Origin of the sequence: Snodgrassella sp. ESL0323 (assembly GCF_013346865.1) — a bacterium.
In the GTDB taxonomy this organism is placed as follows: Bacteria; Pseudomonadota; Gammaproteobacteria; order Burkholderiales; family Neisseriaceae; genus Snodgrassella; species Snodgrassella alvi.
This window is the reverse complement of sequence record NZ_JAAEDT010000015.1, coordinates 1-21,366: the sequence shown is the minus strand read 5'-3', so window position 1 is coordinate 21,366 and position 21,366 is coordinate 1. Positions and strand designations below refer to the sequence as shown.

At 31.5% G+C, this 21,366-nt stretch carries 34 protein-coding genes and 1 pseudogene; 13 read left to right on the top strand and 22 right to left on the bottom strand.

Translation table 11 applies throughout. From position 1 onward, the window contains the following. Positions 1-336, top strand: coding sequence for a hypothetical protein (locus tag GY065_RS05540; RefSeq protein ID WP_174833383.1), 336 nt, complete (start codon positions 1-3; stop codon positions 334-336). Between the two features lie 17 nt (positions 337-353). Here the strand turns inward: GY065_RS05540 and GY065_RS05535 are convergent, their stop codons facing one another. After that, positions 354-836 (bottom strand): S24 family peptidase, encoded by a 483-nt coding sequence (locus GY065_RS05535; protein WP_174833382.1) that lies wholly within the window; start codon positions 834-836, stop codon positions 354-356. A 15-nt stretch (positions 837-851) separates the two neighbouring features. Further along, positions 852-1,010 (bottom strand): annotated as a pseudogene (locus GY065_RS13570) (helix-turn-helix domain-containing protein); the annotation flags it as partial. 421 nt (positions 1,011-1,431) lie between these two features. On the opposite strand from GY065_RS13570, the gene GY065_RS05525 reads away from it, so the two are divergent. The 11 genes from GY065_RS05525 to GY065_RS05480 all read left to right on the top strand — a co-directional run bounded on the left by GY065_RS05525 (position 1,432) and on the right by GY065_RS05480 (position 7,530). Then, positions 1,432-2,427: an SHOCT domain-containing protein gene (locus GY065_RS05525; RefSeq protein WP_174833381.1), complete on the top strand. Its 996-nt coding sequence runs from the start codon at positions 1,432-1,434 to the stop codon at positions 2,425-2,427. Between the two features lie 169 nt (positions 2,428-2,596). Continuing rightward, positions 2,597-3,127, top strand: coding sequence for an inorganic diphosphatase (locus GY065_RS05520; RefSeq protein ID WP_174833380.1), 531 nt, complete (start codon positions 2,597-2,599; stop codon positions 3,125-3,127). A gap of 274 nt (positions 3,128-3,401) precedes the next feature. Beyond that, entirely contained in the window at positions 3,402-3,608 is a 207-nt protein-coding gene (locus GY065_RS13565; protein ID WP_371731944.1) for a T6SS effector amidase Tae4 family protein, read from the top strand. 195 nt (positions 3,609-3,803) lie between these two features. Beyond that, entirely contained in the window at positions 3,804-4,292 is a 489-nt protein-coding gene (locus GY065_RS05510) for a type VI secretion system amidase immunity protein Tai4 (RefSeq protein ID WP_174833379.1), read from the top strand. A gap of 14 nt (positions 4,293-4,306) precedes the next feature. Beyond that, the gene (locus GY065_RS05505; RefSeq protein ID WP_174833378.1) at positions 4,307-4,759 is read left to right on the top strand and encodes a type VI secretion system amidase immunity protein Tai4; all 453 of its coding nucleotides are present in this window, start codon (positions 4,307-4,309) and stop codon (positions 4,757-4,759) included. A gap of 96 nt (positions 4,760-4,855) precedes the next feature. Further along, positions 4,856-5,077 (top strand): T6SS amidase immunity protein Tai4 family protein, encoded by a 222-nt coding sequence (locus tag GY065_RS13560; protein WP_371731937.1) that lies wholly within the window; start codon positions 4,856-4,858, stop codon positions 5,075-5,077. Further along, positions 5,022-5,324, top strand: a complete 303-nt coding sequence (locus GY065_RS05500) for a type VI secretion system amidase immunity protein Tai4 (RefSeq protein WP_202984038.1) — start codon at positions 5,022-5,024, stop codon at positions 5,322-5,324. The genes GY065_RS13560 and GY065_RS05500 overlap by 56 nt, the downstream gene beginning before the upstream one ends. A 120-nt stretch (positions 5,325-5,444) precedes the next feature. Next, positions 5,445-5,900: a type VI secretion system amidase immunity protein Tai4 gene (locus GY065_RS05495; RefSeq protein WP_174833377.1), complete on the top strand. Its 456-nt coding sequence runs from the start codon at positions 5,445-5,447 to the stop codon at positions 5,898-5,900. 58 nt (positions 5,901-5,958) lie between these two features. Further along, positions 5,959-6,408 carry a type VI secretion system amidase immunity protein Tai4 gene (locus tag GY065_RS05490; protein WP_174833376.1) on the top strand — a complete coding sequence of 150 codons (450 nt, stop codon included), beginning with the start codon at positions 5,959-5,961 and terminating at the stop codon, positions 6,406-6,408. Between the two features lie 55 nt (positions 6,409-6,463). Beyond that, a complete protein-coding gene (locus GY065_RS05485) occupies positions 6,464-6,934 on the top strand; it encodes a T6SS amidase immunity protein Tai4 family protein (protein WP_202984037.1) in 471 nt (156 codons plus the stop codon). 170 nt (positions 6,935-7,104) lie between these two features. Then, positions 7,105-7,530, top strand: coding sequence for a type VI secretion system amidase immunity protein Tai4 (locus GY065_RS05480; protein ID WP_174833375.1), 426 nt, complete (start codon positions 7,105-7,107; stop codon positions 7,528-7,530). A 597-nt stretch (positions 7,531-8,127) separates the two neighbouring features. Here GY065_RS05480 and GY065_RS05475 read toward each other — a convergent pair. From GY065_RS05475 to GY065_RS05450, 7 genes are all read right to left on the bottom strand, one after another. Further along, the gene (locus tag GY065_RS05475; RefSeq protein ID WP_174833374.1) at positions 8,128-8,832 is read right to left on the bottom strand and encodes a hypothetical protein; all 705 of its coding nucleotides are present in this window, start codon (positions 8,830-8,832) and stop codon (positions 8,128-8,130) included. Between the two features lie 90 nt (positions 8,833-8,922). Then, positions 8,923-9,153 carry a hypothetical protein gene (locus GY065_RS05470; RefSeq protein WP_174833373.1) on the bottom strand — a complete coding sequence of 77 codons (231 nt, stop codon included), beginning with the start codon at positions 9,151-9,153 and terminating at the stop codon, positions 8,923-8,925. A gap of 399 nt (positions 9,154-9,552) precedes the next feature. Continuing rightward, positions 9,553-10,008: a hypothetical protein gene (locus GY065_RS05465; protein WP_174833372.1), complete on the bottom strand. Its 456-nt coding sequence runs from the start codon at positions 10,006-10,008 to the stop codon at positions 9,553-9,555. Between the two features lie 500 nt (positions 10,009-10,508). Next, positions 10,509-10,643, bottom strand: a complete 135-nt coding sequence (locus GY065_RS13360; protein ID WP_256433021.1) for a hypothetical protein — start codon at positions 10,641-10,643, stop codon at positions 10,509-10,511. A gap of 92 nt (positions 10,644-10,735) precedes the next feature. Next, entirely contained in the window at positions 10,736-10,912 is a 177-nt protein-coding gene (locus GY065_RS05460; protein ID WP_174833371.1) for a hypothetical protein, read from the bottom strand. A 138-nt stretch (positions 10,913-11,050) separates the two neighbouring features. Then, entirely contained in the window at positions 11,051-11,263 is a 213-nt protein-coding gene (locus tag GY065_RS05455) for a phage antirepressor N-terminal domain-containing protein (protein ID WP_371731943.1), read from the bottom strand. A gap of 298 nt (positions 11,264-11,561) precedes the next feature. After that, the gene (locus tag GY065_RS05450) at positions 11,562-11,759 is read right to left on the bottom strand and encodes a hypothetical protein (protein ID WP_174833369.1); all 198 of its coding nucleotides are present in this window, start codon (positions 11,757-11,759) and stop codon (positions 11,562-11,564) included. 383 nt (positions 11,760-12,142) lie between these two features. Between GY065_RS05450 and GY065_RS05445 the strand changes: the two genes are divergently transcribed. Further along, positions 12,143-12,595 carry a hypothetical protein gene (locus tag GY065_RS05445; RefSeq protein ID WP_174833368.1) on the top strand — a complete coding sequence of 151 codons (453 nt, stop codon included), beginning with the start codon at positions 12,143-12,145 and terminating at the stop codon, positions 12,593-12,595. A 694-nt stretch (positions 12,596-13,289) separates the two neighbouring features. Here the strand turns inward: GY065_RS05445 and GY065_RS05440 are convergent. From GY065_RS05440 to GY065_RS05380, 13 genes are all read right to left on the bottom strand, one after another. Continuing rightward, complete coding sequence (locus GY065_RS05440; RefSeq protein WP_174833367.1) at positions 13,290-13,742, bottom strand: hypothetical protein; 453 nt, start codon at positions 13,740-13,742, stop codon at positions 13,290-13,292. Positions 13,743-14,267: 525 nt separating this feature from the next. After that, positions 14,268-15,032, bottom strand: coding sequence for a hypothetical protein (locus GY065_RS05435; RefSeq protein ID WP_174833366.1), 765 nt, complete (start codon positions 15,030-15,032; stop codon positions 14,268-14,270). 667 nt (positions 15,033-15,699) lie between these two features. Further along, entirely contained in the window at positions 15,700-16,146 is a 447-nt protein-coding gene (locus GY065_RS05430) for a hypothetical protein (RefSeq protein WP_100115677.1), read from the bottom strand. 31 nt (positions 16,147-16,177) lie between these two features. Continuing rightward, positions 16,178-16,708 carry a hypothetical protein gene (locus GY065_RS05425; RefSeq protein WP_100115678.1) on the bottom strand — a complete coding sequence of 177 codons (531 nt, stop codon included), beginning with the start codon at positions 16,706-16,708 and terminating at the stop codon, positions 16,178-16,180. Positions 16,709-16,729: 21 nt separating this feature from the next. After that, positions 16,730-17,278: a hypothetical protein gene (locus tag GY065_RS05420; protein WP_100115679.1), complete on the bottom strand. Its 549-nt coding sequence runs from the start codon at positions 17,276-17,278 to the stop codon at positions 16,730-16,732. 236 nt (positions 17,279-17,514) lie between these two features. Then, positions 17,515-17,685 (bottom strand): hypothetical protein, encoded by a 171-nt coding sequence (locus GY065_RS05415; protein ID WP_174833365.1) that lies wholly within the window; start codon positions 17,683-17,685, stop codon positions 17,515-17,517. Between the two features lie 99 nt (positions 17,686-17,784). Then, positions 17,785-18,453 (bottom strand): hypothetical protein, encoded by a 669-nt coding sequence (locus GY065_RS05410; RefSeq protein WP_174833364.1) that lies wholly within the window; start codon positions 18,451-18,453, stop codon positions 17,785-17,787. 24 nt (positions 18,454-18,477) lie between these two features. Continuing rightward, positions 18,478-18,660, bottom strand: coding sequence for an RHS repeat protein (locus GY065_RS13555; RefSeq protein ID WP_174833502.1), 183 nt, complete (start codon positions 18,658-18,660; stop codon positions 18,478-18,480). A 145-nt stretch (positions 18,661-18,805) separates the two neighbouring features. Continuing rightward, the gene (locus GY065_RS05400; RefSeq protein WP_174833363.1) at positions 18,806-19,489 is read right to left on the bottom strand and encodes a hypothetical protein; all 684 of its coding nucleotides are present in this window, start codon (positions 19,487-19,489) and stop codon (positions 18,806-18,808) included. A gap of 132 nt (positions 19,490-19,621) precedes the next feature. After that, positions 19,622-20,065, bottom strand: coding sequence for a hypothetical protein (locus tag GY065_RS05395; RefSeq protein WP_174833362.1), 444 nt, complete (start codon positions 20,063-20,065; stop codon positions 19,622-19,624). A gap of 264 nt (positions 20,066-20,329) precedes the next feature. Beyond that, on the bottom strand, positions 20,330-20,776 hold the full coding sequence (locus tag GY065_RS05390; protein ID WP_174833361.1) for a hypothetical protein: 447 nt from the start codon (positions 20,774-20,776) through the stop codon (positions 20,330-20,332). 25 nt (positions 20,777-20,801) lie between these two features. Continuing rightward, a complete protein-coding gene (locus GY065_RS05385; RefSeq protein ID WP_174833360.1) occupies positions 20,802-20,945 on the bottom strand; it encodes a hypothetical protein in 144 nt (47 codons plus the stop codon). A 182-nt stretch (positions 20,946-21,127) separates the two neighbouring features. Continuing rightward, positions 21,128-21,366, bottom strand: a 239-nt coding sequence (locus GY065_RS05380; RefSeq protein ID WP_174833359.1) for a hypothetical protein, incomplete at its 5' end; no start/stop codon positions are given.

Here is a 21,366-nt window from a genome sequence, read left to right as displayed (position 1 = left end):
ATGCAGTGTTTAGTTCGTATTGCTTTTGTTATATTGGCTTGTTCAGTGACATCAATGGGGTTTGCTTATGAGTATAGCCAACCAACTATCGATACTTATATGAGCGCTTGTACGATAGGCGATTTTTTTAGTCAGGCTCGCTGTGAATGTGCTATTAAAGAGATACAACAATCGATGTCAGAAGAAGACTATCAAGCATCAATTAAAGAGGCGATTAATACTGGTGAAATGAACCCTGAGGCCATGGCTGTTTATGAACATGCCCTCAACGGTTCTTGTCAGGATCTTCAATCCCCAGATGATCATCCACCACAATTCCCAGTAGTGCAGCCTTAAATCAAGCCTTTTGTGTTTTACATAGTTTTGAATGCAAAAACAGCTGAAATCTTTCCATAGATGTGGATAGATTTCAGCTTTGTACGTGTAATGGTTTCTTGGGCATAATTTTTATTATCACTTATTATTTTTAAATCGCCGGAAATCGTTGCTTGTATACGCTTAACAAGCAGATTCTTCGGGGTAGCAATCACATATACACCATCGCCACGATGACATTTAATTGCAATATTTACAAATAACAAATCCCCATTAGAAAAAGTTGGATACATAGAATCATCTGGGGCAGTAATTATAAAAGTATTTTTAAAATCATTACCTATGTTTTTTCTGGCCCATTCTTCTGAAATTTCAACCAATCTAACTTCGTTATGTATATTAGAATCTTTGAATTTATCAGTTTCAGAGTCTGCGAATAAGTCAATTTGCTTGAATTGAATATATCCGTTTCGTGCTTGATTCTCATAAATTATTTCATCTAATTTATAAGCATTTTTCATTTGTCCATTACCAGTTTCCAACCATACAGGGTCGACACCAAGTACCTGTGCAATTGTTGCTATATTTGTACTTTCTTTATTGCGTCCTGATTCAAGGGCAGCAATTGCCGACTGGGCTCTGCCAATTCTGGTTGCTAATTCCCTTTGACTTATTCCTTTTTCAAACCGCGCTTTTTTAAGCGTTCTTTTAAACCATTCATATTATTACCTTAAAATAAAAGGTACTATTGTACTGATTAAATTAATATTTAAATACTTTTAAATAGTTTGGTTATAATGTTATTTTTGATAAAAACCATCGTAAAACTCTATCTTTTAAATTCAAACAAGCATACTCGTAGACGTTTAGTTCTATTATTCATTGCTAATCCAATTAATACAAAGATTAAATGATACATTTTTTACCATTGATGACCGTCGATAAAATAATTTTTAAGTTATAAATCTATTGAGACTATAAAAATCAAATTTCAAGTAACATCAAAAATAATTTCAATGCCCGGATTCCAGAAACAAATAAAAATTTGCTATAAATAAATCTTTAATTTATGTTATAACCTTTATATATGAATAGCCTGCATTAAAGGATTAGGGTATGGATAAATCTTCTATAACTGAAGAATTGGAAGCATTATTTGATTTGCTTGAAAAAGGGGCGATTACTAAAGAAGAGTATGAAGCTCAAAAAGCTTTACTCTTATCAAATCAAAAGCAACAGCCTATAAATACAAATACATCCTTCCCAGAATCTGTAGAATCTCAGGATGAATCAATCCCAGTATTTATAGAACAGCCTGCTCAGGTTCAAAATCAGCAATCTCACAGTAACAGTGTCAAGATTATTTTAATTATCATGATTGGAATAATTATACTTGTAGCGATGTTTTTTATTTTTTTCAGCAATAGAGCAAATACTTCCCCTGTTAATGACCAAAATACTCTTTCAGCCAGTATGGCCAGTAGTGTTATCACAGTGAATGCCCAACAACCCAGTGATACAACTTCGGAAGCAGACACAGATGAAACAGGTTTGAATCTTAATAAAAAAACACCTGAAGAACTCAATAAACTATTGATTAAATTTCAGCAAGAGCGTGCTAATGCAGTAGCTAATTTACGCTCTGTATGGGCTGGTCTTGATCCTGATTTCAAAGCAACAGTGCAGCAAGAACAGAAAGATTGGGATAGCACCGCATTAGCAGCTAATTGTTCTTTATCAGGTTACAGCACACCATTAGCACAACAGGTAGCTAATCAGTATTGCGAAACCATGATGCTAAATAGCAGAGCCCAAAGTTTACTGGATGAACAGTCATCTTCTCTGGCTGATATAAAACAGGAAAAAACAGCTCAAATGGATAAAATGGCAGCTGATGCGTTAAAAAGAGTAAACTTAACTTGGTCAACAATTCCGGAAGATATACAACAGAACCTGAATCAGACTTTTGAACAGTGGTCTGATGAGGTAAACCAATATTGCCTTTCCAGACCAACAGCCCAGAATCTTACTGAAACTCAAATAAATTATGATAATTGTGTCATAAAAAAATCTGAAAGCAAAATCAAAGAACTGAACGGCTATAAAATCTAGTTTTAATCCAAAAGGCAAGCTTAATCATAGTTTGCCTTTTAGTAAAAACTTTTGAATACGAATAGCTATGAATTGTTTTTTATCCGGTAAAATTTAAATAAAATATGGGCAAACAAAAAACCATTGTTTACAATACGCCTACTTAAACTTTAAAGCAGGACTTTTAATTATGGCAGATTTTAATCAGATTCTAAATGCTGGTAATGTAGACGGCGGTATTATTAATGTAGTAGTTGAAATTCCGGCCGGATCAAACCATAAAATAGAATGGGACAGAAAACTGGCTACAATGAAACTGGATCGCGTTGAACCTGTTATTTTTGCCAAACCAACCAATTATGGGTTCATACCGCAAACCCTGGATGAAGATGGTGATGAATTGGATGCATTAATCATTACTGATCAGCCATTGACTACCGGTATTTATCTGGAAGCCAGAATTATTGGCGTAATGAAATTTGTTGATGATGGCGAAGTTGATGACAAAATTGTTGTTGTACCGGCTGATGATCGCAATAATGGAAATGCAATTCAAACATTGGCCGACTTACCGGCACAATTAATAAAACAAATTGAATTTCATTTTAACCACTATAAAGATTTAAAAAAGGCTGGCACAACCCAAGTTACACACTGGGGCGATATAAAAGAAGCAAAAAGTGTTATTCGTGAATCTGAGCAACGCTGGAAACAAAAATAATTTAAATATAGCATTTATGCAATTATAATATTTAAAATTGCTGCGACATTTGAAGTTTGGTATATTCAGATATCGCAGCAAAATTTTAAATACAATAACTTAATTTCTTTAAAGGGAATTACAAAAGGGTAAACCGCAACAAGTTAACAGACACCAAAATATAAACAGACCGCAGCAGGGTATACGTCCACTTTTTAGTAAAGCCTGGGCTGATTCTCAGATAATCTACAATAAAAATGATACTAAACAAGAACGATGAGATCGAGTTGCTGGAATCATTGGCGGTCAAGTTGCCCGTAATATTTATAATGAAGATCTCAAACAAAAATGGAATAACACTTGTGCTGTTCGCATGAGTTACATTTTGAACTTTTCAGGATTAAAGATAACACCTGCAGGTAGAAAAACTGTATCTAGAAAAGATAAAAATTGGTACGATTATCGAGCAAGTTATTTAATTGATTTTTTGAAAACACAATGAGGGAACCTAAAATTATAAAATATCCCACTGTGATTGGAAGAAAAGAATAATTTTATTCTAAATTTCAGGGTGGTCTGACGCTATAGGCCATGCTACGCTATTTAACGGGAACACATATTACGATCATTGTTATTTTAGAGAAAATGAACCAGAAGCAGATTATATAACAGATCGCGCTTATTTTTGGGGGTTAAAATGAAAAAAATTCAATTACAAATTTTATGCAGTTGTTTATTATTGTCATCAATATGTAATGCATCAGAGCTTCATTTAAATGCCATGACACCTGAAGCAATAAATCGAACTTTTATCCAAAACTTTAAAGATATGGTTTTTGCATCTTGTGTAGCAAAGGCTTATAAAGATGATGGAAATGCAGGGATAGATGCAGGAAGCAGTGTAACTGCTCTACAGGACTGGATTGATTACGACCTTGGTAAAAGTATAGATGAAAAAACGAGATTGATTAATTCTTATTTATCACGTGATTATTTTAATCCATTGGCTGAATCAGAAGTTAAAGGTCTTAAATTTGACTTTTTAAAATGTCTGGACCTTTATCATAGTAAAGAGCTTGATAAACTTGCCAGAAAAGTCGTTCCATATCCCCAAAGAAAACAAGTCAAGGATATTAAATTTGATATATTAGACAATTTGAATAAAAAACAAAAATATTTGATTTAAATAAGAGGATTAAAATGAAAAAGGCGAAATTAAAAATTTTTTATAGCTGTTTTTTATTATTACCTTTAATATGTGTCGCATCAGATATCCCAAAACATACATTTAAACGTGATTATCCAGATGCACCAAAACGTACTTTTATACAAAACTATAAGGATATGGTCTTTGCATCTTGTTTAACTAAAGCATATAAAGATAATAAAGATATAGTAAAAGATGTTGGTAGTAGTGAAGGTGCATTACAGCAATGGGTTTCTTACGATATAAATGAAAGCGTAAATGAAGAGTTTAAAATAATTAATTCTTATTTATCTCGTAATTATTTTAATCCAATAGTGGAGGCACAAGTAAAAGGTGTGAAATTTGATTTCCTCAAATGTCTGGATCTTTATCATAGTAAAGAGCTTGATAAACTTGCCAGAAAAGTGATTTCGTATCCACAAAGAAAAGCGAGCCAAGGATATTAAATCTAACTCTTAAAACATCTTGATCTTCACTACAGCAAATATCTAAATACACTTGTAAAACAATTTTAAGTTTAAATTTTTGTGAGTTAAAGGAAAATGTTTAAAATACTAATTTTGTGCAGTTGTATATTATTATTCCCATTAATATGTAATGCAAATAAGCTGAACTCTAATTCTATGACACCCGAAGGTGTAAATCGTACCTTTATAGAAAACTATAAGGATATGGTTTTAGCTCATTGTGTAGCCAAAGCTTATAAAGATGATGAAAATGCAGCTAGAGATGCAGGAAGTAGTGAAAGTGCATTATTCGAGTGAAAGTGCATTATTCGAATGGACGTATTTTGATCTTGAGAAAAGTCCAAGAGCTGTAATAAACATAGTTAATACATATCTTTCACGTAATTATTTTAACCCGCTGGCCGAGGCAGAGGTAAAAGGTATCAAATTTGATTTTTTAAAATGTTTAGACCTTTATCACAGTAAAGAGCTTGATACTCTTGCAAGAAAAATGATTTCACATCCACAAGATAAGGTAAAAAATAATTGGTTTAAGCTAAAGTAAAAAATTAAGATTTAATTTTCTGTTCACAGCTGAAAAGAAAAGCAGGTTAAGGATATGATATTAAATTTGATATATAGAATATTTGAATAAAAATATTTTATTTGAATAATGGGGATTAAAATGGTAAAGGTAAAATTAAAAATTTTTTATAGCTGTTGTTTATTATTTTCAACTTTAATATGTGGTGCATCAGATATATCAATGCATACTTTTAAACCTGATTATCCAGAAGCACCAAACCGTACTTTTATACAGAACTATAAAGATATGGTTTTTGCACATTGTATAACTAAAGCATATAAAGATAGTGATGAAGTAGGAAAGGATGCAGGCAGTAGTGTGGGAGTATTACGTCAATGGATTGATTATGATATGAATGAAAGCATTGATGAAGAAATTAGATTGGTAAATTCTTATTTATCACGTGATTATTTTAATCCGTTGGCTGAATCAGAAGTTAAAGGTCTTAAATTTGATTTTTTAAAATGTCTGGACCTTTATCATAGTAAAGAGCTTGATAAACTTGCCAAAAAAGTCGTTCCATATCCGCAAAGAAAAGCGAATCAAGGGTATTAAATATGGATATATTAGATTATTTGAATAAAAAAATATCTGATTTAAATAAGGCGATTAAATGAAAAAGGCGAAATTAAAAATTTTTTATAGTTGTTGTTTATTATTATTTTCAACTTCATTATGTGATGCATCAGAGCTTCATTTAAATGCCATAACACCTGAAGCAGTAAATCGAACTTTTATCCAAAACTATAAAGATATGGTTTTAGCCCATTGTGTGGCTAAAGCGTATCATGGAGATAGAAATGCCGCAATAGATGCAGGTAGCAGTGTCAGTGCATTACAGGATTGGCTAGATTACTATATGGATAAAAGCATAGATGAAGAAGTAAGATTGATTAATTCTTATTTGTCACGTGATTATTTTAATCCACTGACTGAATCAGAAGTTAAAGGTCTTAAATTTGATTTTTTAAAATGTCTGGACCTTTATCATAGTAAAGAGCTTGATAAACTTGCCAGAAAAGTCGTTCCATATCCGCAAAGAAAAGCGAATCAAGGGTATTAAATATGATATATTAGATTATTGAATAAAAAATATCTGATTTAAATAAGGGGATTAAATGAAAAAAGCGAAATTAAAAATTTTTTATAGTTGTTGTTTATTATTACCTTTAATATGTGATGCATCAGAACTTCATTTAAATGCCATGTCACCAGAAGCATATAAACGTACAAACTTACAAAATTTTAAAGATATAGTTTTAGGACGCTGTATAGCTAAGGCATATCGTAGTGACAAATCAGCGTCAAGCGATGCCGGAAGTAGTGCGAGTGCATTAATTGATTGGGCATACTTCGATTTAAACGAAACTGAGGCTGTGCACAATTTAATAGATAAGTATCTCTCACGTGATTATTTTAATCCATATGCTGAATTTGACAATGAAGTAAAATATGATTATTTAAAGTGTCTTGATCTTTATCATAGTAAAGATTTAAAGAGATTAGCAAAAGAAATAGTTTCCGAACCAAATGAAACTTACAAAAGCTCAACTCGTAATTATTATAGAGACTTGAATAGAAAAAAATAAAATTTATTAATCTAAATTAAAATTTAAGATGAGAAAAATTAAATTAAAATTTTTATATTGTGATTGTTTATTATTATTGCCTTTAATATGTGGTGCCTTAAACTTTAACTTCAATTCTATATCACCAGTTGCTTCAGAATATAGGAAAGTAGTGTAATGGGGAAATTTTAATGAAAAAATTTAAATTACAAATTTTGTGTTCTCTTTGTCTTTTATTACCATCATTGATATGTAGTGCCATGTCACCAGAGGCTCCAAACCGTAATTTTTTAAAGAATTACAAAGATATGGTTTTTGCCACTTGTATAGCTAATGCATATAAGAGTGATCAACATGCAGCCATGGATGCCGGAAGTAGCGCCAGTGCGCTACAAGACTGGATTTCTTATAGTATTGACAACAGCATAGAAAGACAAATTATATTGGTAAATTCTTATTTATCGCGTGATTATTTCAATCCCTTGGCTGAGACAGAGGTAAAAGGCCTTAAATTTGATTTCCTCAAATGTCTGGATCTTTACCATAGTAAAGAACTTGACAGACTTGGCAGAGATGTTATTCCAGAACCCTGGAGAAAAGCAAGTCACGGGTATTGAATCCTGATTTTTTGCCAGAAAAGCAAGTCAAGAATATTAAGTTTAATATATTAGGTACGTAATACTAAAATTTAACATAATATATATTATGCGAAATAATATTTTGGTTATGGAAATCTTTCTCATCCTCCTCAATTAGCTTTCTAGCCCGAATTCCCTGCCAAGAAATCAGTCCAACATTTGTTACATCATTTTTCAGGTCTGCATACGAACCAAGCTGTACAGATGATAGACCGTTTCACGAAGAGATGCATAATTTGCTGAGCATAATTTATATATCCTTTTGCAGGTGTAGATATTGCAGGGAAAGCTTTTGGTGAACAGAAAAATTACATAGGATATTATAAAGATATAACAGTAAAACAACTATTGAACCATCTGACATTAGAAGCAGAAAAAATAGCCTTCTATTTTATTAGAAAATCAGACAGAAAACATAAAACAGGGATTACATACTGTAATCCCTGTTATCAAATAGTTTTTAATCCCAAAATTCAGGCGGATCAACTAACTCTTGTAAATAATCAAATTCTATAGGCTTAGGAATGTCAGGATAAAACCCTACTTTGTAGCTTTGAGAGTAGCATAATAGATTTTTTAGAGCTTCATGACTTTGCCTAATGATGAGTCATAGTAATACTCACCTGTCCTCAATAACTTTCTTTGATACCATGATAAAGGATATTGGATATCACCCCAATCGGGATCATAGGTGTAGTATTCATTTTTAAGACCGTCAATTAAGTCGTCAATATGTGCATATAAGTTTGGGGCTAACACATAAGCATACCCAGAAACATAATTGATAAGGCGCCCAAAATATTGTTCTCTCAAATCAATCAAAATCAAACAAAATGAACCACTATCGTATAAAGGCATAAACTCATATATATTTGATATTTTTGTATCTATGTAATCTTTCTGTGTATCGTCATAGCTGAGTCCTTCTAAATCTTTCTTTTCAGCGTCTTCTGAAATAATAGTATTATCCATATACTCAATATCTTCTTGTAAGTTTAAGAATGAAGGATATTCTTCATCAGTAGTATATTCTTTTATTAAAAGTTTTGGTGTTAATGGGTTATATACAGTATTAAGTAGTAAATGTAACGACTCATCTTCACATAAAGAAAGTAGTTTCTTTATTTCTACTGGTATTTCATAACACGTTGATGATTTTTTGCAAATAATTGTTTCTATCTGTGTAAAAATAGCAAGATCGTCATTTTTAATTGAATAATCTTGAGAGAAAATAGTATTTTTAATTTCTTGAAGCATCTCAATAGCAGGTTCAGCTTTCATATAAGACCTTCCAATAGTTAAGATTGAAATTTTGTATAGAAATTAATAAAATATGGGACAGTTTTATAAAACTGTCCCATATTTTACTTTTTAGAATCCTATACGTCCATTTCTAATATAAAAATTTTTTAGCCCTTTAGGAGCAATAATAACATTTGTTCCATTAGGCATTCTACCACCTTTTCTCGTCATTTTATTCCACATTGTACCAGATCCTTGATTATCATATCTTGATATAGGTCTTAATGAAACTTTAAGACTATCATAGTTTGCAGCCCCCCCCTTCATAGCTAGCATGAAATGGGTACTCATCACACTCACGAATGGTATTTCCATGATTTACTTTTTTCTTTCCACTCGAATAGTTATATCGACACTCCCATTACCATTACCACCCTTCAGATAAGAGATTACAGGAGAAATAGGAAAGCCGTTAGAACCATACCACGTTGGGCATCAAGAATATGTTTTTAGGGTTCTTTATAGTCAGTATTGTGTTTCAATGGCTTGCCCGTTGTGTTTAGTTACTTTACCGATACGATTATCTTACCTATCGTATAATCGATACCAATTAGCTTATTACTATCCATGAATAAGATATTTCTCCTTCAGGGCTGGTTTTCTTAATCAGATTAACATTATTATCCCATGCATAGATTGTAGTTATATCTGCTGTTGTTTCACTAATTAGCTAGTGAAAGTTATATTTTGTTAATAAATTTATAAATTACTTTTAATATATTGATATATTTTATAGCTTTCTTCATCGTCCACTAAACGAAAATAATCTTGATTAATTATGATAAAATCTAATGTAGAGATTATTTCATCTTTCAATGGTAGTATAGAACTTTTATTAGAATCCACTTTTTCTTTGATTAGTCTTAAAAAAGAGTATGCAGCATCATTTGCATCTATTCCTGCATAGTGTTTATTTAAAATTAATTCAATAAATCCTTTTATATAATAAGAGAATGGTCGAGTTGGCATCCACCGTAGTGCATCTACGTATTCAATAGCAACAATGCCATTAAATAAAGTTTGTATTTCTGAGTTAGTCTTCTCAAAAAATATTTTATATATATAATTTAAATCTATATTGTCTTTTGGTATATCACCCCAATCTTTTAGAGATGGTAGTTTTGTATCCGTCGCTTTATTTTTTATATTTTTCATAAGTAATATATATCCTTTTAATAAATATACTTTCTCAATATAAGGCTTTAATATTTTACTATTAAAGTCTTTTTATTACTAAATTTATAGTATGCAGTTTTTACTAACATTTTTCTATCAAACTCAATTCCTTTTCAGATGTACCGGCTGCACTAGCTTTCCTTAGAGCTTCGTTATAAACAGCAAAAATCCTAACCATCCTAGAGCTCCCCATCCTACTGAAGCAGCGTAAGCTTGGGATAAGTTATTACCGAAGGCATTTTAATCAAAGATTGTTTGGGTAGAGCTTTGGGCATCCTAATATTTTGCGTTCTTTATCGTATGCAATATTCGGATTGCTTAAAAATTCATTTTTGGTTTTGGAGTGCACAGGGTTGTTGGATATTTCAGACAGCATATACTTAATCATTTCATCATTTGTTGCACCATTTTTGGGTCAGCATGCGAACCAAAAAGAAAATCCAGATTAAATGAATTTTCCCGACCAATCTCAACAGTCATTATTCTCGCTTGCTGTACAGATAACCATATTCACGAAGAGATGCGTAAATTTGCTGAGCATAATCTATATTTCCTTTTGCAGGTACACTGGTTGCCGTTTTCTTTTGTTTGGCGTTTTTGATGATTTCATACACGCGATAACCGGCGTAATCTTTTCCGACTTAATAAAGAAGCTGTTTACTACCTTAATCAGAGTAAGCAGTATGGCGTTAATGCGTCGACGTTGTCATGCCTTGCGCACTGCCACATTTTGCCAGCCTGTAATACTCGCAGTAGCCATACCTAGCTGACTGAAAAGCTTTGACACTTCCATATTGGCATGCGCAGCATCATTAGCCAGTTTAAACAGCCCTGTTGAGTCGATGATAACTGCAAAAAATCCGGTAAGCTCCAAGCTCTCCATTAGCCTTTCCGGCTTACTTTGAGTCCTTTTAAGTTTTATCTTAAGGCTTTATCTACCCTACTGCGCTGCCGCACACCACAGATTCTGCCTGCTGCTTTTTTAGCAGTTCCATTTTTTGCAAAATTTTTTCACTATTGGCTATCCCGGTAATCCAGTAATACCATAATGCATCGTCACATTCATTCTGATAGCGGATAATGTTTGCCTTTTATGTGAAGCTACTTTGTTTGGGTTAATGGTCATCAGCCAGCCAAAAAATTTTCTTAATGGCAGACATAACATTTTGTAGTTTTTGACATCTTTTCCAGTTGTTATGTTCTCCATAACAACTGATTTAAATTTTTGTTTTATATTTACAAATTGACCATTTCAACTCAATCTTATGCCATCAACAATCGTACGCATAGCTACATAAGACTCACCATAGTGGTTAATAACCATTATTTCTGAACCAAGAAAATTAACGTATAAATACTCCATGTTTAACTCCGAATGAATAAATAAAAACCCGTACATTTTGTACGGGTTTTCAGGGTGGTTTTCGGGTTGTTCCCTTATTTGATTTCAGTGTTATTGCACCGTGATAGAAGCCAGATTCACAGTATGAACACTGCCTCCGTCTGCATACCAAAGCTTTAACGGCAGTGATTCACGCTGACCCGCGTACCTGTGCTGAGGCTTTATTTATCAGTAGACAGTAACCGACCGTTTCTATCTGGCGTGCTGAATCAAAACCGGCCTCATAATTAATCTGGGATTTCTGCGTTTTAGACAGGTTTACTGCGCGGTGAATAGCTATACCCTCCGCGTTATAAGGAATAGCTTTATAGCTTATAAGCATATTCATAAACGCTAGTTACAGTTGAGCGTTGAAATACACCTGGTTCAGGTAAATATCCACCTAGGCAAAATCGCCCCTTACTCTGGTATTTTTGAATTCGAATTCCTATGAGGCTATTAATTTATCACCAACAAGTACATCAATATCTATGTGTTCAAATACGCCATCATCATTAATGTGAGCATCAATATTATAATTATATATAATTCTTGGCGGAGATGTTCTTGATCAATGAAGTGGACAAAGTTACAAATTAAATAGTCAACGCAATTGTATTGGGATATCATAAAGATATAACAGTAAAACAACTATTAAGCCATCTGTCATTAGAAACAGAAAAAATAGTGAGCAATTATGTTTAAATGTTACTAAATAAAAAGGAATTTGAAATGAGTGGGCAAGTTAATTATCTAGAAAAGGCTCCTAAGTTAGGTCAGGAATATTATTATTTATATGTTAGGGAAAACCTCATTTATTCACTATTTAAGTGGCAAGATAAAGATTTTGAACAATCATGGCTTAAAAATCATAGACTTTATCCAACTAAAAAAGATGTTATAAAAGCTGCTGAATTTCTAAAGAACTATTTAATAACGCATAAGGAACAGCTAAACTGTTTAACATCTGGACCTATTTATGGAACCAAGGTATGGTATGGTTTAGATATGGATGGTTTTAGTGACGACTACAAAGTTATGAATTTTAATCCTGAGAATCTGTATCTACAGAAATTATTAAATCTATCTCTGCTTTATAGAACTTCTGATGATTTAGAAAAGGCAGCGAACTTAATAACCGAAGCTTTAGCTCTGGAAAAGAAAAGATCTAAATGCAAACTTTGAGCTAAAATATCCAGTCATGTTCTCTTCTAAAAAGAGGATGTCTTTTTTAAAAAAAGCACGTACTACCTTCAGCTGAAAAAAATTCTACAGAAAATTAACCCATCAGTACTAGAAACAAATTAACAACTAATCAATCTAAGCACATTTAAATAAGTATGCTTAGATTGATTAGTAGACATGTATAACACTATTTAACCTTATTTGTGTGCTGTGTTAACATTTTGATATATATATATATCAAAGGTAAAAATAATGGATTTCAAAAATTTATAGGAAGTTTGACGTTGATTTACCTGATCATCAATGCTCAACAGTTTATAACTACTACTCCATGAGTAAGATATTTCTCCTTCAGGACTGATTTTCTTAATTGGATTACCACTATTATCCCATGCATAGTTTGTAGTGGTACCTGCCGTTGTTTCACTAAGCCAATAAACCAAGAGGAGACTTGTGTAATGTGACCAATAACTTACTATATAAAAAGTCCCTAAGAGAGAGTCTGCTCTCTTAGGGATCATATATGTGGCTATATTGAGTTCAGTTAATACGTTAAACAGTACTATTAACTATTTTTAAATTTTGTAAACTATTCCTAAAAAAGTATGAACTTGTAGGAAGCCTACGAATTTATCGAGTTTCTCTTTAAATTGTTTTTTCCAACAAATATCTTGCCTATTAAAAATAAAAGTGATCATCTCCATTTTTTGTTTAGTTTAACTATATAATCATATGGTTCAATAAAGTTATATATATCCAACGGCTTTTTGATATTAACAGGATAATAATCCAATAGATAGAGTATTTTACTAGCTGTCTCTCTTATCCATACCCAATCATTGCTATGCAAAATAGCCTCCTTAGTAAAAAAACTCCCATCACCATGTCTTAGCTGGTCAGTAAGGAAATAAAGGAGTTTATTAGCTAATACTAATGTATCATTATCATATTCAAGGTAATTAAAACACTCTTGAAATGAAATTACGAGTCCTATCAGATAATTTTTAGGATATCCATCCTGTCCATTTTCTTTTATAAACCAAGGCTCACCTTTGCCTATAAAGTGCACCTGACTTAATGAGTCAAGCGCATAATAAGAATATAACTGTAATATGCCTATATAAGAAGGATTTATCTCTGTTTTCATTGAAATACTCCAGCAAAACCATAAGACTTTATCTTTCAAGTTATTAAATACATATATTTTTTTATTACTTATCCTTTCCTATCAAAGTTATAAACATGCATATGGTACTTAGAGCCTTCATCTTGTAAACGTTTAAGCTCAGGTGCACTATCGATTAAATATTGTGTTTCATTAGTTACTCTACCGATACGATTATTTTGCCCATCGTATTGATGATAAGACACTTGTCGCCGGTTAAACTGATCATCAATGGCAATTAGCTTATTATCTGCCGTTGTTTCACTGATTTATTGATTGCATCATAGCCATAACTAAAATTGCCTTGTGAGTTTATCTGTTATTATACTTTATTGCTATTAACATCTCTTCTATAAGCAAACTGACCGATGGAGAGCTGCGTAATGCGACCAATACATTACTATATAAAAATCCCTAAGGTGGTGTTAATCTCCTTAGGGATAATATTAATAGATTATCAAATTCATTTAGTTGTTAAATATATTATATGCACATCATTATAAGTTACTAATAAAATTTAAAATCATTAATAGTTTTTAATTCTAAAAAATATCCTATGCCGTCCTGAGATATTAAAAAATTATCATTTATATCTTTGATTTCAGACATGGTAGGATTTTTTCTTATTTTCCAATAATTAAAAAAATTTTTAATATTAAGAAAGGTTTTTTCATTTTCAACTGCTAAAAATAAACCAAAGTTTTCTTCAATTTCATTATAAGCCTCACATATAAATACCATGTTTTTTATGGGATTTTTATAAAAATTTAAGAGTAACTCTTTTCTAAAAGAATGAGGTTGTGGAAATGCATTCAGTGTTCTGTTAACATTTTTAAACCTAGCTATTATATTATGAAAAGGAGTATCTACATTAAGTATGAAAAACCTAGATGCATAAAAACTATTAAAATAATTTTCATATAAAAAGAAAGGAATATCATAATGCTCAAATCTTACAGAAGATAAATTTTCATTAGATATATATGATTTATCTTCATAAGGAGTATAAATTAAAGGTGTATGATAAGCCTTTACATTTTTCAATGTTTCTTTGGTTATATAAATATCATTTGGCTCTAATACATCAGAGTTTTCTGAGTATTCAGCTATTTCTGAAAAGATATCATGAATTTCTTGTTCATTCAAAAGAGTTTCTTCGACTTGAATAGGAGTGGTATCTATTCTTGTTATAAACCAACCTGAGTTAAAAAAACTTGAGAAGAAATCTTTTGTACATGATAAATTTCTTGGTAAAAATAAAGCAAATTTCATGATATCTCCTTTATTATCCCATACATAGATTGTAGGGATATCTGCTGTTGTTTCACTAATTAACTAATCGATATTTTATTACTATGCTTAGTTATAAGTAACATATTGGAGTCATAGTCATAATCAGGTAAAGAGGTAAATAATGAGAAATCAAAGTTATTTAAAAACTCCTCCTAGAAATTTAGAACTGCATGGGAACGGCTTTTAGATTGTGTATAAGCAGTCAAATATTCTTGCAACAGGAGAGTGTCAGGTTCATCTGAAAAAAAAATCAGGTCAATACAGTTAGCATAAAGAGACCAGCTAATCTTTCTTAAAAAACCTGCATTCATAGAATTTATCAAAGCAAATTTATCATACTCATAATAGAATTTTTGTAAAATTTTAAAATTAGGAGGCTCTATAGGAAGTAGCTCTTTAATATCAGGATCAGAATCAGAATAAGTTACAATAATATCATTATAACTAGATTCGGTTTAATAAGCTAATAGCTTCTCTTCATTGTATATTTCGAGCAAACAGCATAAGTTTTCACTTTTGTTAGATAAAAACTTTAATACTGAAAAAGTGCTGAGTAAGGTTCTTTTATCCCACATGAATCCTGTTTTTTCAATTAATCTATTATCCATTTATGTTACATATTGTAATCCCTGTTAATAAATAGTTTTTAATCACAAAATTCAGGCGGATCAACTAACTCTTCTAAATAATCAAATTCTATAGGCTTAGGAATGTCAGGATAAAACCCTACCTCTGTTGCATCTAAGAGTTCTTTCGCTGCTTTGCGAAGTTCTATCCAATAATCAGACTCCATAAAACTTTCATAAGAATAAACAGTATTGTCACCACCATCTAATAATTTATGAAACTGCTCGTCTTTTTTTAAAACATTTTCATCATCCCAAAAATCATCAATAAAACTTCTCCCTTGTAATGTAATAAGAAGTGCGAAAAGGACATTTTTCGTAGGCCTCTCATAGTCTTTGTCATTTAGATATAAAGGTGGATATTCAAAATATTGCAGTTGCTGCTCTGGTTCTAATGTCATAAATGATAGTAGCATCCAATATGCTGCAATATCACAATACACTGTTTCCCATATAGGAGGTTTCATCTTTTATCCTTATCGGAATCCCTGGTAAAAATTATTTTTTATCTGGCTTAATTTTATATGATTTAAATACAGATTGCTCTTCTTTAATTATTTCATTTAAATCGTTCCATGCAGATAAATAATCAGCAGATAAATAATCATCTGGATTGTCTTGAAGTAACTTGAATTTTCTGTCTGCAGCATCATATCTTTTATAAAACTCTTTTTGTATCTGAATTGGTACTCCATGTTTTTTTTCGATACGCCACATAATATAGTCTCTAGAACTATTAATATTAGTTTCTAACTCAAAATAATGGCATTTAAATTTTGTCATGCAATATTCTTTAATTTCATTATAATCCTCTTTTGATAATTCAAAAGGCTCCCATTCAATAAAATAATTTCCTAATTGCACATCAAGGGCAAAATCAGGGTCTGAACAAAACCTTCTGGCAATTTCGTATGGAGGAAATACTGAGTTAAAGAACCCAAAGCAAATATCGGAAACCCATACTAACATAGGGACATTTTCCCAATTTTCAGTTTCATCATTAAAACATTTGACAGTGCTTAAGCTCATATTTATTTTTTTAATTAAATTTTAGGATTTTATTGCAAAGGAAAAACAGCTATCTTTTTTACAAAAATTGATAATGTTTTTCCAGCTGTTTTGCTTATACTCTATTTTATTTTGTGTCTTAGGTATCTTTTCTAATAATTTTGGTATGTATTGTTGATTCAGTAGTCCTTTAATATAAAGCAAAGAGAGTTTAGCAAAATATTCATTCGCTACAAGCGTGCGTCTCCAATATTCTTTTTCAAAAAAATAAAAAAATTTTAACTTTTCTTTATAGTTACAATAGATATAGCTATCACATAATTCTGACTGCAAAATCTCATTAAAAATTACTTGATAAAAAGGAATATCGTGTACTATATTTTCTGTATTGTAATTTTTTTCAAAAAAACATATCTTTCCAACATATGATCCATCCTTATGGAGTGTGGATGAAATAGAAAGTTTTTTGAATATCTCTGGATGTTTTATTTCGTATGAGTGAAGGTGTTGCAAAAGTTTATGCTCCCGTATTTCTCTTTGTTCATTATTTAAACAAAAGAGATAAAAGCTAGATAATGGTGTTATTCCCATAATAATATCCTTTATCAAGTATCTTAATTGAGGTCTGTGCAGATGTCATTGTCCCCATGTGTGAGATGTAACTTTAATACCTTTTCCTTTGTGACTTTTTTAGAAGCAGGCATTGATCTAACAAAACCACCCTCGACTACGCCAAAAGGATTTAGTTGTTTCATCCCACTCTAGCCATATTGTTAATTCCATTCATCATTCCCTCCAAAGTAAATTTTCCTGAGGGGTCTAGCTCATTAATCGGAGGTGAGCAAATCTCCTAAACCTTCAGGCGTATGTAGATAAAGTGTTTCACTCCAGGCCTCCTGATCTACACGTGTACGCTCTAACATTACTTCACTGTAAGGACGTTCGCTATCCACTACTGCAGTTGATTTGGGTACGATTACCGACTTTATCGTATTCAAAGCTGGTGACGCTACCGTCTATTGCTGTAAAGTGTTTTTATAGGTCTATCATGACTATAATTGGCAGCTTAATTGATATAAATCAGTATACTTTATTATTCAATTATATACATATTGTCCTTTTTTAATTAATTGCCGTAAGAACCAAGAATAAGGGAAGACAACTTCGTCATACTCAAAATTTATATCATAATAATCGTTAGATATTCCTGATATTAAATCCTCAATATGCTCATTTAAACTTGGAGCTAAAACACGCCATTCTAGAATATCGCTATTATCGCTAAAAATTAATTGCTCACTTAATGAGTCGTAAAAAATAAAACTTCCGAAGCCTCCATTATATAAAGGTATAAATCTATAGGGTTCAGTAACTAGAAGTTGGATATATTTATTTTCTTCATTTTCCCAATCATCATTTTCATCAAGAATTTTCTTTTCAGCATATTGAGTTAATATAACAGGCATGCTTTCAATATCTTTACTTTTAAAACCATCTAATAATAGACTAAACTCTTCTGTTAGGCTTTGTAAATTAAAAGGAATAAAAGTGGTATCTATTAGCGATTCTAATAATAACTCATTACTTGTAAAGGTTAAGAAATTTTTGATCTGAATAGGGAGTGTATATTTATGAGATGTTTTTTTTTCAATTATATTCTCTATAAACAAAAACATAGATAGTTGGTCATTTGAATAATCTTTTTTTAATTGAAGCAATTGTTTTATGTGCTCTAATTTTTTTACTAAATTATTTTTTTCATTCATAAAAATATTCCCCCTAAATAAAAATTACTTGTCGTTATACAAGGTTGTACTACTATTACCTAATGCATCCGTTTGCTTGGTTAGATTACCCACCACATCATAACTCGATTCCGTGGTATTACCCAACGCATCAATGTGTTTGATCTGGCGGCCTAGCGCATCATATTGATACTGGGACGTATTGCCTAGGGCATCTTTGACTTGTATGGTGCAATCAGCCTCATCTTGACCTCATTACCATTTTTGTCAAAGATAGTAAGGTATTTTTATAGGTCTATCATGACTATAAAAACGCGGCGTGGCATGACGATTAGCATTACTTTGTAGCTTTGAGAGTAGCATGATAGATTTTTTAAAGCTTCATAACTTTGCCTAATGATGAGTCAAAGTAATACTCACCTGTCCTCAATAACTTTCTTTGATACCATGATAAAGGATATTGGATATCACCCCAATCGGGATCATAGGTGTAGTATTCATTTTTAAGACCGTCAACTAAGTCGTCTATATGTGCATATAAATTTGGGGCTAACACATTAGAATACCCAGAAACAGAATTGATAAGGCGCCCAAAATATTGTTCTCTCAAATCAATCAAAATAAAACAACATGAACCACTATCGTATAAAGGCATTAACTCATATGATATTGTTGTATCTATGTAATCTTTCTGTGTATCGTCATAACTGAGTCCTTCTAAATCTTTCTTTTCAGCATCTTCTGAAATAATATTATAATCCATTTGTAAGCTTATGAATGAAGCATATTCTTCATCAGTAGTATATTCTTTTATTAAAAGTTTTGGTGTTAATGGGGTATATACAGTATTAATTAGTAAATGTAATGACTCATCTTCACATAAAGAAAGTAGTTTCTTTATTTCTACTGGTATTTGATGACACGTTGATGATTTTTTGCAAATAATTGTTTCTATCTGTGTAAAAATAGCAAGATCGTCATTTTTAATTGAATAATCTTGAGAGAAAATAGTATTTTTAATTTCTTGAAGCATCTCAATAGCGGTTTCAACTTTCATATAGGACCTTCCAATAGTTAAGATTGAAATTTTTTATAGGAATAAAAGAAATTTTTCAAGGCGACAATTGTTATCACGTATTTTAACACATTGATTGATATCAGAACTAATGCATCTTGTTAAAGATAGTTTTTAATCACAAAATTCAGGCGGATCAACTAACTCTTCTAAATAATCAAATTCTATAGGCTTAGGAATGTCTGGATAAAATCCTATCTCTGTTGCATCTAATAGTTCTTTCGCTGCTTTGCGAAGTTCTATCCAATAATCAGACTCCATAAAACTTTTATAGGAATAAACAGTATCATCCATATTTTCTAATAATTCATGAAACCGCTCGTCTTTTTTTAAAACATTTTCATCATCAAAATCATCAATAAAACTTCGGTATTCTAATGAAATAATAAGTGCTATAAGGACATTTTTCGTAGGCCTCTCATAATCTTTGTCATTTTGATTTAAAAGTGGATATTCAAAATATTGCAGTTGTTGCTCTGGTTCTAATGTCATAAATGATATTAGCATCCAATAATCTGCCGAATCATAATACACTGTTTCCCATATAGGAGGTTTCATCTTTTATCCTTAATAGAATTGTCTTTTATTGATTCCATTTTAAAATATGATAATGGAAATTACCATCTATCCAATATTCTGGCTCATAATGTTTCTTTTCCTTTTATCCACTATGATCTGGTGCGGGAGTATGATGGCTCTAACACCACTTCACTGTAAGGACACTCACTATCTACTAAGTATTATGTTTCATGTGTATGGTTTGCCTATGCAGAAAACATAAAACAGGGATTACATATTGTAATCCCTGTTAACAAATAGCTTTTAATCCCAAAATTCAGGCGGATCAACTAACTCTTGTAAATAATCAAATTCTATAGGTTTAGGAATGTCTGGATAAAACCCTACCTCTGTTGCATCTAAGAGTTCTTTCGCTGCTTTGCGAAGTTCTATCCAATAATCAGACTCCATAAAACTTTCATAAGAATAAACAGTATCATCCATATTTTCTAATAATTCATGAAACCGCTCGTCTTTTTTTAAAACATTTTCATCATCCCAAAAATCATCAATAAAACTTCGCAATTCTAATGAAATAATAAGTGCTAAAAGGACGTTTTTCGTAGGCCTCTCATAATCTTTGTCATTTTGATTTAAAGGCGGATATTCAAAATATTGCAGTTGTTGCTCTGGTTCTAATGTCATAAATGATATTAGCATCCAATATGCTGCAATATCACAATACACTGTTTCCCATATAGGAGGTTTCATCTTTTATCCTTAATAGAATTGTCTTTTATTGATTCCATTTTAAAATATGATAATGGAAATTACCATCTATCCAATAATTTATCTCAATTTTTTTCTTTCCATCTAGTCTACCATGATCTGGCGCGGGAGTATGATGATCCATTCTAATTAATTGACGTGTTTTTTTCATGTCCATGCCCAAACCAAATAACTAGGCCACTCACCTCTTTTTCTGCAACAAAAACTAATTTAATAGGTACTTTTTCATTAACTTGATTTGTACTATTAGGTTACTGCTTAATGGTTTGACCATTGTGTGCAGAAAATATAAAACAGGGATTACATACTGTAATCCCTGTTAGTAAATAGTTTTTAATCACAAAATTCAGGCGGATCAAATAACTCTACTAAATAATCAAATTCTATAGGCTTAGGAATGTCTGGATAAAACCCTATCTCTGTTGCATCTAAGAGTTCCTTCGCGGCTTTGCGAAGTTCTATCCAATAATCAGACTCCATAAAACTCTCATAAGAATAAGCAGCATTATCACGATCACTTATTAATTTCTGAAACTGCTCGTCTTTTTTTAAAACATTTTCATCATCCCAAA